Here is a 13,359-nt window from a genome sequence, read left to right as displayed (position 1 = left end):
CTGTCGAACACCCTCTTTAAACTATTAACCATTCTCGCTTTCGGTGCCTTTACCGATGGCGTCATGACGTATTCTCAAGGAAACAACACAATGAAAAAATCAATCATCCTACTAGGTCTATCGTGTCTATTCGCTACCACATCATCATTCGCTGGCGGCACATTTGGCGGTAATCCGGCTGACATTTCGAAGATAGAAAAATCCTGGAATGGGAAAGCAGGTAAACAAGTTTACTCTCAGTCTGGCCCTCGTATTGAGTGGTATGCCGATGCCTGTGGAACCATGAATGGCAAAGTCATGGATGCTGCGAAATGCCAGCCCAAGACCGCTAAGTAATCATTTCGAAAAACAGGTTTGTTGTATTGCTCTAGCTTCTGATTTGAAAGTGGGGACTCTCGGTTAGAACAGAGCAATGCAACATCAACAAGGGCGGCAGCGTTAATCACGTTGTCGCCCTTTATCATTTATTAAGGGAATCCAATGCAGAGTAAGGCAATTCATGTTCACTACCCGAACCGAGACCAAGATACAAAAATCGATATAGAACTCAGTGTGAGCGGAGCAAAGAAAGGATGTGCTATCGGGATAATTGTTGCTTCTCGAATTCCGCACCCCGCATCAATACCGATTGGAGCGTTAGTCGGTGGGATCCTAGGTGGGGTTTTGGGAAAGGCTGATTAAGCCTTGCAAAAGGAGGGGGGACTCTCTTTTTTTAAACGAATACATCGGTTATTTGGTCTTTAGAGCACCACGGGAGACCTGTTGTGGTGGGGATCTCCTACTAAATATCAGAACTCGTTGTGCAATGCGACAAGCGTTGCTGAGGTTCGTATATCTATCTTTGTAGTGATGATTCACTGGCATCTTAATTTGGCCTTTTTCGATATTGTCTTTTCGGCTTGAGTAAGCCTTTCAATCGATGTCATACGCTTAGACACCTATATCGAAAGCCTTTACCTATTATCAAGTTTGCCTTGAACTTTAGAACACTATATTAACGGTACATTTTCGATATTTCGACTTTGTGCCGTCTTTAAAAGTAACTACATAAAAGGCGAACAAAATGACACGCAAGAAGACCGATAAAGGGTTCATCCAAACCCTTGATGGCAATACCTTAGCAATGAAGTTAATTGCTTCGATTATTCGACTTGAAGACTTATGCATCCTTCTAGACGGTAAAGGACGACAAATTTCCTACGCAAAGCTTTCAGATCAAGAGGGTAAGACGGTCTCCGATGCTGACGCTTGCATTGATGAGGTGATTGAGTCGGACAGTTTTATTAATTTAGGCAAAGGTAATCACGTTCGCTGTTCTACTATCGAGGCGGTCGAGATCTGTAATGGTCGAGATCATAAAGGCATTCTGATTCGTGGTGAGGGTGATGCGATATTGAGCTTCCTGCCTATCTCCCAATTAGAAGCCCGTGAGAAGGTTGCTGATGCATTGCATGATGCGCTGGTGTCCTTTGAAGCTGGTAAGTTTGTACAACCAGATCTAAATAAAATTCTATCAACTAACTAAACACAACCAAGGTGTAAGCTATGAATACTGAAGTAATGAAAAACTTAACTCGACTTGAAGCTGATTTTATCGATGCAGTGAAGACAAATGAACCTGTTCGCTACAACGGTAATGCTGACTATTTTATTCAACTAACGGAGCGTGTAATCGATACCCGTGACTATGAATTAGGCGACCGAAAATATCTGAAAAACAGTATTAAGCATCGTCTAGGTAAGATCTACGATAAGAATGGCGAGAAGAAAACCGGATTCGGATACCAGAAAGACATCCTTCCAGTGATTCGAGCTGCCTTTACCTACGTCAATAAGTAAGTTCTACTTCGCTGCAATACGGTCTAGCAAGCCAAGCCTACGTGCGCACCATTCTATACCAGTCTTTTCTAAACTAGTCTCCCTAGAGCACCTCTTTATTACCAATCTTTCTATATCCGATAACCGACGAAGTATGCCCGGTAATGGATGTACTTCGTCTTTTTTATTCTTAACGAATGGGTAAATAAAGATGAAAACATTAGAAACAGCCCCAAAAACAACTTATCAATTGATGCGGGAAACCGAGCGTGAGTTAGAAGACTTCTTTCAATCTACATTCTTCGATACAAAGTCATTGCTTTTGGATGATCAAGTTAGCAAATTCGAAGCCGAGCTGCGAGGGCGTGAGGAAGCTAAAAAGGAAGTCGATGAACGTATTAATCAATACTTAGAGGGGGTTAAATCTGCTCCGTGGGCTGCAATGCGTGGCAAGGGTAAAGCCATCCACATATCGATAGACTCTGAGTGGGTCTTTAACAATGAGACAGAGAAGAACGATATTCTTTGTTACTCCTACAGTGTCCGCATTGGTGATAAGTCGTTTAGTGGCGTGAAACATACTGACATGGCGAAACTGATCAAACAGTGTCGTGATCAAGGGCTGTCGAAGGACGATGAAATGGATAAGCGTAAACAGCTTACCAAGAAAGGTTATAAGAGCAGCTTCGACAAGTTCATCCAAGAGTTGCTGATAAAAACTAAAGCGCGCGGTTTCATCGATGAATGGCCTGAGCATACCTTTATCTATGCGCATTTCCTTCGTGCCGACATCGCTTCATTCGAGGAGTTTTGGAACATTGGTACAAACAACAAGAACCATAAGAATTCACTGACAACGGTGCAAGGTACTGTCACATCGGGTCGTGGTGCTTATGGTATCGATCTGGACTCCATTGGTCGCAGTAAATACAAAATAGAAAACACCAAGTTCTACTCTGCATCGAACAATGCTTTCGAAACCAAAGTGCGCTTCGTAGATACCTTTTTGCTGAGTAGTAAGGCATCACTTGAGGAGCTCGGATTGCAGTGTGGTTTTCCTAAGATGACGCTACCAGACAACATGATAGAGCGAATGGACGACCTGTACTGTAAGGATACTAGCTTGTTCAATCGATATGCTATTCGTGATGCTGATATTGCCTTGGAATATGGGTTGCGAATGCAGAAGTTTGCGTTGGTTGATCTTCGTAAAGATATCGGTCTGGAGCTGAATAGCCTGCCTTCGACATTAGGCAATCTCGGTGTGTCGTTGTTTCGTGATTCATGCGGTGGTGCGACTGAGATGCATCAGTTCTTAGGATACGAAAAACGCAAGAGTCAGTACTACCATGCTAAAAGTAATTCTATTCGCAATTCCGTTGAACTGGCTAAGACGGTGAGCCGTGAGTATACCGACGCACTAGCTGTGAAAAGTTTTTATGGTGGAGCTAATTTTGGCGCGTACTTTGGCCCCACAGAGGTCGGTGATTACAACGATTTCGACCTTTCCGGAGCTTACACTACGGCTCTCGTCGATATTCTCGAAGCCGACTATTTGAATTCGTTTGAGTCAAAGGATATTGAAGATTATCTCGGTCATAAGATGGGCTTTGCTTATGTTCGCTTCAAGCATGATGACAAGGAAAATTTTGGACTTTTGCCTTGCCGCACTTCACTTCGAGGGATCTACTATCCACTTGAAGGTGAAACATACGTAACAGCGCCGGAACTTCAATTAGCTCATGATGCTGGTGTAGAAATTGAAATTCTTCATGGTCAGGTAATACCGTGGAAGAAAGGCTCTACATCTAAGTTTAAAGAATTTACCAAGACGATTCGTAAGCAACGAGCTAAGTATAAAGAAGAGGGTAATGAGCTGTACGAGAAGCTTTGGAAGCTCATTGGTAACACTCTTTACGGTAAAGTTGGGCAAGGGTTGCGAGATAAATCAGGTTTCGATTTAGCTACAGGTCTAAGTAGCAAAATACCTTATTCACCAGTGACTAATGCACACTATGCGGCACATGCGACGGGTTTTGTTCGCGCAACCATGTTAGAAGTTATACGTAAGCTCAATGAACGTTACGGTGATGACATTAAGATAATTTCAGCCACAACAGACGGCTGGCTTTGCAAAGCCACAGAAGAGCAATTAGAGCAATGCTTAGATGGTCCATTAGCTCAACGATTCCAGCAAATCTGTACCGAAGTAAGTGGCGAAGGAATGATGCAGTTAAAGCACCATGCGAAGCAGGTTATTTCGATGAAAACTCGCGGGCAATTAACAGCAGAACTAGGTGATACAAAGCCCGTATGTGCGAAAGCTGGCGTAAAGCCACCTAAAGGTGAAGACGAGAACACATGGATGGTTAAAAAGTTTTTAGATCGCTATCCGGGTGAGAAAGTTGCGCGTAAACACTTGGCATCAGCGCGTGATATGTGGCTTAAAGAGATGGACTTAGTCGATATCCATACCGAGCAACGTTTAAATCTCGACTGGGATTTTAAACGTCGTCCCGTAAACCCCCGTATGGTGAAAGTTCGTCATCCCGCTAGCGGTGAAATGGTAGAGCATCTATCGTTCGATACTGTTCCATGGAATACCGTTGATGAAGGTTTAGATGCTCGTACGTACTTCGACGAGTGGCGCGTAAACAACTGCTTAAAAACGATGGAAGATTGGGACAATTGGATGGACTTCTACAAGGTTCGTCGTTTCCTAAAGGGTACCGGTGTGAAATACCTTGAGGATGGCTCAGAGGGCATTTTTAAGGTTCAGATGTTACGCGCTATCACTCAGGGTAAATGGGGGCTACCAGAGGCTCCTATGCGTGCTCCTCGTGGTCATTACGATCAAATGGTTGCTATGTTTGAAGCAAATGGTATCAAAGGTATCACCAAGCAAGACTTGGCGAACTCGAAGGGACGTAAGCTACTGGAAGCCTCGTTACCGATTACGACCCGTATGCTACCACTGTTGTCTTGGTTTGTTCGTGAGTATCCGACTGCGGATTTGACCTTGGTGTTTCACCCTGACGAGGTTGATGAAGCGGTATTGATGCTTGAAGAATACAACCTTGACCATACTGAAAAACTCGCTGCGTAGTATCACGAAACACTCTCTAAGCCAGATTCCGAAAGGGATCTGGCTTTCTATTTCAGAACCAGTGGTAGCAATGTAGTGGAACGATTGCTGTTGTTTATCTGCAGTGTGCTGGTGGATTAGCCGAAGGTAGTAGAGTAGCAATCTTGCTGAAGTAATCACGCACTCTACGACTGCTACTATCAGGGTTTGAAATTAAAATCACATAGCAAGCAAACTATAAGAAACTAAATGCTATTAAACATTGATGAGGATAGTTGAGGTTAGTATGATAGAGAATGGAAACAGTGTCACATTAGTGAGGGATGGAAGACTTTGAACTTCAACGAAATTCCAATAATTGCAAAAATGTTATCATCATTAAGTGCAAGTTTTGTTCTTTGGAGTTGCTTGTCTGGATTGGAAATAAAATCTGCATATGACTTTCGTCAAAACGAGAAACCGGATTTTGATTTTTGGTCGATCATAAATTTTCAATTTAACTCATTAATTGATATTAATACATGGAGTGTAAGCTTTGATAAAAAATTCTATTCTTTGCTTTTAAATAATACCTACTTTTTAGTTGTAATAGTGATGCTTTTACTATCTGTCTTTGCTACTTTTATTTTGGTTTATTTAATTAAATATAAAATATCAAGAAATGTTAATGTTGGCGAGGCAAGAAAAGTTAATGTTTTTAAGTTTAGATATCATGATAATGAATTTATATTAAAATGTAGTGGCTTAATTACTATAATTACTGTTCTTTACACTGCCTCCAGTGGGTTCGCCATGTTATCCACTATTCTATTATCTTTTTATTCTCCTATTTGGTCTTATAATTCTTTGATTCAGATTAAAGGTATTATATTTACTAAGGCTTTTATTCAACTTGATAGCGATTGTGATAGCGTGGAAGAATGTTTAGTTCTGACTACAAGAAAAGTCGTTGATTCATTTGTTTATAAAACAGATGAACCAAGCAAGATGAATATTATACTGTACAACAAGATCTCTATTATCAGGTGATGTATGAATGTTTTAAATAAAGGAATTGAATCCACTCCGTCACTACTTGAGCGTGCTAAAGTATTATACGATGCCATCTTTTATGCTGATTATGATAAGGATACGATGCGCCAATATATATTACATCATACATCTCGTGGCACAAAATTTGGAGATGCTATCAATTTTATACTAAAGAATGACAAGATTGATTCAGCAGAGTATCTTAAAAGTCTTGTGACAACTAATATAAGAAGCATGAAGAGTTTAGTTAATGCTCTTGAGGATGATGGTAAAGTACGAGTTCATGATGATGTTTGGGGATTCATTGACCTAGAGGAAGATGTAAATGTTTCACTTAAAATACAGATAAATAAACTCCTAAAAGAATTACAGATAGCTGAAAACAACCCTAAAAGAAAAATAGATACGTCTATTTCAAATTTAGGTGTAGTGAAAATGTCGTTTAATGATAGCAAATGTCATCTCTATTCTGTTCAGCGCACGACAGAAGTTGGAAAAACAGCCATTGATGAGAAAGTCAAAAGTTGGCGCAGAGTAAATAATGAAGCGTATATTGTTGCAGAAACAAGATATCGAATAAACCCAGAATATGACTTCTTTATAGTTGATGATGATGGTGCGCTTTCTGTATTTATTCGTGATTTTAGAAGCTTTGAAAATACAGCTAATTTTAATGAAGCTCAAAATAGAAATGTTAAAAAGGGCCTAGAAACGTTGGTTGCTGATAATGTTATTACGGAAAGAGAAAAGGATAAGCTCAGCCAACATGTGCATAATATGGGTGTTCGAGAGAAAAGCCACTTGATAAAATCTATAAGTGCTGGTCAGTACAAGCAGTGGACATCACTTAAAGATCAACAAGATATAGCTAATAAGAGTATGCCTGATGACCTAAAATGGAAAATGAAGTTTGATTCCGAAGGAAGTTTTTTGTTTGATGGTAGTGCAGAATCTCTTAGCCAATTTGTGAGATTTATCTCTCATACTATTGTTAAAAGTGCTAGCGATGAGCGATATATTCGAGATATCTCAGGTTGGATTGAAGCTTAAGCTATTAATTTGTATTAAACGGATTTCAATTTACAAATGGAGGCTACTAATATGTCAGTATATTGTGTGAGTTATGACCTTAACCAACCTGGTCAGAAGTATTCTAAGGTACATGAAATACTTAAAAGTTTTTCTAAGTGGTACCATATTATGGATTCTACTTGGCTGATATCTACGACGAATAACGCTATTCAAATACGTGATAAGCTATCCCCTCATCTTGACAATACTGACAAGCTTATAGTTTCTCGTGTTGATGAGTATTCTGGTTGGTTGACTGATGATGAATGGAATTGGTTGGCTGAAAATGTGAAGTGATTTTTGGTGGTGATAGGTTGTAGCTATTAGCTTGCGAAATTTCCCATATGGTTGATGCCAACATAACTGACTAGTGCGATTGGTTATGTCTTTAATGCAGCGAAATTATTTATTCCAAATCCGCGTGTTGGGAGTTCGAATCTCTCCACCCCTGCCATAATCTAAAGCCTTAGCAGTAATGCTAAGGCTTTTTATTTTTTGGTTTAGAAAAATCAGCGTTGTGAGCTGGAGTGCCAGAACCGTCGAATCTCCGGAGTGCCGGCCCAGTCCACCCCTGCCATATTTCCCTTACGGGATATGAAAAGCCTCAACTTCGGTTGAGGCTTTTTGCTATCTAGCGTTATGAAAGTAGATACTTCCCGATATTTGCCACCCCCGAAATACCTATCAGAACTCCTCTGTACAGCTTTCCCCGTTCCCTTCCTATATATTATATATTTCATCTTTTATGTTGTGATGAGCTATACAACCACAAAAAGCGCTGAGTATAGTTAGGATGAATATTGACAACAAACAGCTTTCTCATCGATAGCCGATTACGTGATCCATGTTGATTGCTTGCGAAAATATGCTCTGTATTTACTTTCTGGTGGGACTATTCATTTTTCGTCTTGATGTTAACTTCTAGCAGTTGATTTAGATTAAAAGCAATTTATCCAAGAGAGATGAACAAATAAATGTTTACTGATTCAAATCCTATCTATTTAGTTTGAATACTCTTGGACGAGATAGGTGTGCTAGTCGTTCTATCTTATTTACATCAGACTAGTGGTCATTACATGAGTTATCATCAAAGAGTTGACGGTTTAAGTTGCCTGAAGTTAGTTTTGAAGACTAGGACTAAGCATCTTTTAGTTTACTTCAGCTCTATGTATCTCTTAGAGATTTGATCATCTTATCTTGTCATTCCTTTCATTTTATAGAGATCTAAGTGACTCCTGTAACGTTTTATTTGTTTCAGAGTGCTAAAGGCGAAGTGGCTGAAAATAAAAGCCGTGGTCGAATAGAAAATGCTTAGACTTGGTGGTTTTTTGCTTACAATGGTAAGCAAATGTTTCGAGGTTTTATCATGAGTCAATTATCTACTTTACTGTTTATCGCTATCGGTGGGGCATTTGGTGCTTGCTCTCGCTACTTGGTTTCTGAGTGGACTGTCATGGTCTTCGGCCGAGCTTTTCCGTATGGAACATTATCCGTTAACATCATAGGTTCCTTTATCATGGGTGTACTGATGGCTTGTTTTCAAAATGAGTGGCTTGCACCATACCCATGGCGCCAAATTATTGGTTTAGGTTTTCTAGGTGCGTTGACTACCTTTTCAACGTTTTCTATGGATAACGTTTTGATGATGGAGCAGGGGGCATTCGTTAAGATGGGATTCAACGTTGTATTGAACGTATTGTTTAGTATATCGGCTGCTTATGTTGGATATCAGTGGCTACTACGCTCTTAAAAGAAGCAGAGCTCTAAGTGTCAAATTGAAAGCTTTCTCTCATTTTTCATGTTAAATAAATAAAGATGTTTGTTAATTTTTAAGCGTTACTTATAATCTTTCTCACTTGTCGGAGTGCCATAAGGCTGAGACCGTTTATTCGGGATCCGTTGAACCTGATCAGGTTAGAACCTGCGAAGGGAACAAGAGAAGACATTTCTCAAAGCTCTTACCATCTACATACCCATGTTTGGGGTTTGTTCGCTTTGTCCTATCTCTCGATTAGCATCTGTTAATCACTCTTGTTGTACACACCCGTCAAGCATTTATCCCTAAATTACTATCCAAGGAAAATGCTATGTCGAATAGAAAAAATGCTAGATTAAGCGCCAAATCGTTTATTGAATCCTTAACGACATCCCCATTACCCAACTCATCTAAGGCCTACGTTTCTGGTTCTCGTCCAGATTTACAGGTCCCATTTCGTAAAATTTTTCTTTCAGATTCTCTTATCGGCGGTACTAAAGAAAACCCGAAGTTTCGTGCTAATGAACCTCTCTATGTTTACGATACATCCGGTCCATATACTGACGTAAATGCTCTTATAGATATTTTTTCTGGTATCGAAACGATACGTTCCACGTGGATTGCTGAACGGCAAGATACTTATGAATTGGATCAAACGGCTTCTTGTTATACCGCGGAAAGATTGGAAGACACCACGTTGGATTCGGTTCGTTTCCCTCACTTACCGACAATTCGTAAGGCAAAACAAGGCAAAGTAGTCACACAGTTACACTATGCTCGACAAGGGCTAATTACGCCTGAAATGGAATTCATTGCTATTCGAGAAAATCAGCGTCGTTTACAAGTTTCAGAGCCGGAATTGGAGCAACAGCATTCAGGTGAGCGTTTTGGTGCTCAAATCCCAGAATTGATCTCTGGAGAATTTGTTCGTCGTGAAGTAGCAGAAGGGCGAGCAATTATACCTGCCAATATTAACCACCCAGAGTCAGAACCGATGATTATTGGTCGAAATTTCATGGTGAAAGTGAATGCCAATATTGGCAATTCATCGGTTTCTTCATCTATTGAGGAAGAAGTTGAGAAGCTAGTTTGGGCAACGCGTTGGGGGGCTGATACCGTGATGGATCTTTCTACTGGCCGTAATATTCATGAGACTCGAGAGTGGATACTGCGTAATAGCCCCGTTCCAATTGGCACAGTTCCAATGTATCAGGCTTTAGAAAAGGTTAATGGAATAGCGGAAAATCTATCGTGGGAAGTCATGCGAGATACGTTAATCGAACAAGCTGAGCAAGGAGTAGATTACTTTACTATCCATTGCGGCTTGTTGCTTCGATACATTCCCATGACGGCAAAACGAGTCACCGGTATCGTTTCACGAGGCGGCTCTATTATCGCTAAATGGTGCCTTGCTCATCATCAAGAAAACTTCTTGTATACCCATTTCAAGGAGATATGCGAGATCTGTGCTCAATATGATGTTGCTCTCTCTTTAGGTGACGGATTACGTCCTGGTTCTATAGCGGATGCCAACGATGAAGCTCAATTTGCTGAGCTACACACGTTAGGAGAGCTCACTCAAATAGCTTGGAAATATGATGTTCAAGTGATGATTGAAGGCCCAGGACATGTGCCTATGCACATGATTAAGAAGAACATGGAAGAGCAGCTCGAGCACTGCTATGAAGCCCCATTCTATACATTAGGCCCACTTACTACCGATATTGCTCCTGGTTACGACCATATTACCTCTGGGATTGGTGCTGCGATGATAGGCTGGTTTGGTTGTGCGATGCTTTGTTATGTCACACCTAAAGAACATCTCGGCTTGCCGAATAAAGAAGATGTGAAAACGGGACTAATTACTTACAAACTTGCTGCACATGCTGCTGATTTAGCTAAGGGGCATCCTGGAGCACAACTACGAGATAACGCATTATCAAAGGCCCGTTTTGAATTCCGTTGGGAAGACCAATTTAACCTATCACTTGATCCTGATACAGCAAGAGCACTACATGATGAGACTCTTCCGCAAGAGTCAGGGAAGATTGCTCATTTTTGTTCTATGTGTGGCCCCAAGTTTTGCTCAATGAAGATTTCACAAGAAGTGCGTGAATACGCAGCTGGGCTACCCAAAAAAAAATCAGTAGAGACCAATTCGATAGATGTTCTCAATGCTAGCGATGGAATGAACCTGATGGCTCAACGTTTTGTTGATGCTGGTTCTGAGTTATATCTGGAGCCTGTCGTCGGGGAGGATGAATGATGATAAAGATTCATATCCCCGAACATTGGCCATGTTCTGATTTCGCGGTTGCTGATTTCAGTGAACAGATAGACCAGCATCTTTCCTGTGCGAAGCAAAATGGTGTTTGCTCTGACAAACTAGCCATGACATTTGAAACGGTTAAACAGCCGTTTCTCTCCCTTCATTTTCCCGATTTGAGTGTTATCTACATCGATACAAGTTTTATCACCAAATCACCAAATGAGTTTCCCTTCGTTCACGAATTTGAATCGGTTGTTTATCTCAATTATGTTTATGATTCATCGTTGCAACGTTCCGCTCTGCAAAGACAAAGCAACAGAATTAACACGTCTACTCATCCAAAAAATGAACTGTTGATAACAACGAATCCTGATGGAATGGATTATCTGATATCGGCTGGCAAGGCAATTCAGTTCGAGCGTTTGCCAATTGATGTAACCACTCACTTTAGTTGGTTTGTTGTTTTGCTCGCACTCGAGTTCACAATCGAAGACAGTCTGCTTTTAGCTCGTTCACTTGGATCTGTTTCACGTGAAACACTGTGGCCTCAAAAATCACAAGATTTCGCATGTCCTGTAGATTGGACGTTCGACGAATCCGGTGCTCCTTTTTGCAAGGAGCAATTCTCTAGCTCCGTACCATTCCCTTCAACTACTTCATCTGCAATTGGTTTATATCCGGTTGTCGATAATAACCTATGGTTAGAACAGTTACTGAAGTTGGGGGTGAAAACCGTTCAACTACGGATGAAGAATGCAGAAGAGCATTTGCGTGAAAAGGAAATAGAGCATGCTGTTCAACTTGGCAAAAGCTATCAGGCAGCTGTGTACATCAATGACTATTGGCAGTTAGCTTTAAAGCATAAAGCTTATGGCGTCCATCTTGGTCAGGATGATATTTCACAAGAGAGTATTGCATTATTACAGCGGGCAAATATTCGATTAGGTCTATCAACCCACGGTTATTTTGAAATACTACGGGTCTACCGTAGTTATCCTAGCTATATCGCTTTAGGTCATGTATTTGCTACCACGACTAAAAGTATGCCTTCGCGCCCTCAAGGATTATATAAATTAGCGCTTTACCAGAAGTTTATTGAGGAACTATCTCAGTCCTTAGGTCTGGATAGGATTCCGACTGTCGCGATTGGCGGTATTCAACTTAGTAATGCAAGAGAGGTTTACCTCACTGGTGTTGATAGCATCGCAGTAGTTCGTGCGGTTAGTTCAGATCAACCCAACCTTCCATTCGTTGTTCGTGAGTTTGAGTCGCTAAAGAACCGGGAGGGAGAACATGCCTAATCTTAGTGATCAACAATTTTTACGTTATCAAAAGCAGATTTGCCTTGATACCTGGAGTGAAGAAGTTCAAACCAAACTATTGGATCGCTCAGTTCTCATTATTGGCTGTGGTGGGTTAGGTAACGCTGCTGCTCTTTATTTGTCTGCTTCTGGTGTGGGGCATTTAGTTCTTGTCGATGATGACATAGTCGAGCTGAGTAATTTACCCAGACAGGTCGCTTACCGTTTCGATGATTTAGGTGTCAGCAAAGTTGATGCTCTTAAAAAAGCAATTGATCAGAGAAATAGTGATTGTCGGGTCAGGGTGGTAAGAAGGCGAATGACCGATGAACAATTGATGTTGGAAGTCACTCTTGCCGATGTTGTACTCGATTGCAGTGACAATATGACGACACGTCAGCAAGTAAACTACTGCTGCGGTCGAAGTAAAGTCCCTCTTATTTCTGGTGCAGCTGCCGGTTGGGATGGGCAGTTTTCTATTTGGAACTATCATGTAGGATGTCCATGTTATTCCTGTCTGTATCCTACCGATACCCAAATTTTTGAAAATAGATGTACCTCAATGGGCATCTTGGGGCCTGTGGCTGGGGTTGTTAGCTGCTATCAATCTCTCGCTTGCATCAATTATTTGGCTGAGGAGAATTTTGGTTTCCAATCTTCCGTACTTTATCGCTTCGATGGCAGGAGTGGTGAGTGGTCAATTTACTCCGTTAATCGAGATCCTGATTGTCCATTATGCAAAGACAGAGAAATTGAAGAAGAGTGTCCAGTCTCGCTTTTCATTGATAAAGATAAAAATGAGAGCGGGGCACGTTACTTATGAGTCAAATAATCTTTAACGGATTTGCATTGGATGTTTCATGTGAAACATCGCTAAGTGACGTATTAATCCAACTTGATATCAAGGGAGCTGGTATTGCGCTAGCACTTAACCAGTGCGTAATTCCCAAATCTCAGTGGAACAAAATGCAGCTAAAAGATGGCGATGTTGTTGTTACTTTTAATGCAGTAGCAGGAGGATAATCAT

At 40.9% G+C, this 13,359-nt stretch carries 11 protein-coding genes and 1 riboswitch; all 11 genes read left to right on the top strand.

Annotated features, from left to right (window positions below; all coding sequences use genetic code 11):
- Positions 1-90 precede the first annotated feature (90 nt).
- The 11 genes from OCV11_RS16435 (at position 91) to thiS (ending at position 13,355) form a co-directional block, all read left to right on the top strand.
- On the top strand, positions 91-336 hold the full coding sequence (locus OCV11_RS16435) for a hypothetical protein (RefSeq protein ID WP_261894141.1): 246 nt from the start codon (positions 91-93) through the stop codon (positions 334-336).
- A gap of 727 nt (positions 337-1,063) precedes the next feature.
- The gene (locus tag OCV11_RS16430; RefSeq protein ID WP_202652089.1) at positions 1,064-1,525 is read left to right on the top strand and encodes a hypothetical protein; all 462 of its coding nucleotides are present in this window, start codon (positions 1,064-1,066) and stop codon (positions 1,523-1,525) included.
- Positions 1,526-1,545: 20 nt separating this feature from the next.
- Positions 1,546-1,839 (top strand): hypothetical protein, encoded by a 294-nt coding sequence (locus tag OCV11_RS16425; protein WP_261894140.1) that lies wholly within the window; start codon positions 1,546-1,548, stop codon positions 1,837-1,839.
- 301 nt (positions 1,840-2,140) lie between these two features.
- The gene (locus tag OCV11_RS16420; protein ID WP_261894139.1) at positions 2,141-4,924 is read left to right on the top strand and encodes a DNA polymerase; all 2,784 of its coding nucleotides are present in this window, start codon (positions 2,141-2,143) and stop codon (positions 4,922-4,924) included.
- Positions 4,925-5,236: 312 nt separating this feature from the next.
- On the top strand, positions 5,237-5,932 hold the full coding sequence (locus OCV11_RS16415; protein ID WP_140291875.1) for a hypothetical protein: 696 nt from the start codon (positions 5,237-5,239) through the stop codon (positions 5,930-5,932).
- A 3-nt stretch (positions 5,933-5,935) separates the two neighbouring features.
- Complete coding sequence (locus tag OCV11_RS16410) at positions 5,936-6,985, top strand: Kiwa anti-phage protein KwaB-like domain-containing protein (RefSeq protein ID WP_140291877.1); 1,050 nt, start codon at positions 5,936-5,938, stop codon at positions 6,983-6,985.
- A 1,387-nt stretch (positions 6,986-8,372) separates the two neighbouring features.
- Complete coding sequence (crcB, locus tag OCV11_RS16405) at positions 8,373-8,756, top strand: fluoride efflux transporter CrcB (RefSeq protein WP_261894136.1); 384 nt, start codon at positions 8,373-8,375, stop codon at positions 8,754-8,756.
- A gap of 100 nt (positions 8,757-8,856) precedes the next feature.
- Positions 8,857-8,955, top strand: a riboswitch (TPP riboswitch).
- Positions 8,956-9,093: 138 nt separating this feature from the next.
- Positions 9,094-11,028 carry a phosphomethylpyrimidine synthase ThiC gene (gene thiC, locus OCV11_RS16400; protein WP_261894135.1) on the top strand — a complete coding sequence of 645 codons (1,935 nt, stop codon included), beginning with the start codon at positions 9,094-9,096 and terminating at the stop codon, positions 11,026-11,028.
- Entirely contained in the window at positions 11,025-12,332 is a 1,308-nt protein-coding gene (locus OCV11_RS16395; protein WP_261894133.1) for a thiamine phosphate synthase, read from the top strand. The genes thiC and OCV11_RS16395 overlap by 4 nt, the downstream gene beginning before the upstream one ends.
- A complete protein-coding gene (locus OCV11_RS16390; protein WP_261894131.1) occupies positions 12,325-13,155 on the top strand; it encodes a HesA/MoeB/ThiF family protein in 831 nt (276 codons plus the stop codon). The genes OCV11_RS16395 and OCV11_RS16390 overlap by 8 nt, the downstream gene beginning before the upstream one ends.
- Entirely contained in the window at positions 13,152-13,355 is a 204-nt protein-coding gene (gene thiS, locus OCV11_RS16385) for a sulfur carrier protein ThiS (RefSeq protein WP_261894129.1), read from the top strand. The genes OCV11_RS16390 and thiS overlap by 4 nt, the downstream gene beginning before the upstream one ends.
- Positions 13,356-13,359 lie beyond the last annotated feature (4 nt).

The sequence above is a fragment of the Vibrio porteresiae DSM 19223 genome (assembly GCF_024347055.1).
Lineage (GTDB): Bacteria > Pseudomonadota > Gammaproteobacteria > Enterobacterales > Vibrionaceae > Vibrio > Vibrio porteresiae.
This window is presented reverse-complemented; position numbering and strand designations above follow the sequence as displayed.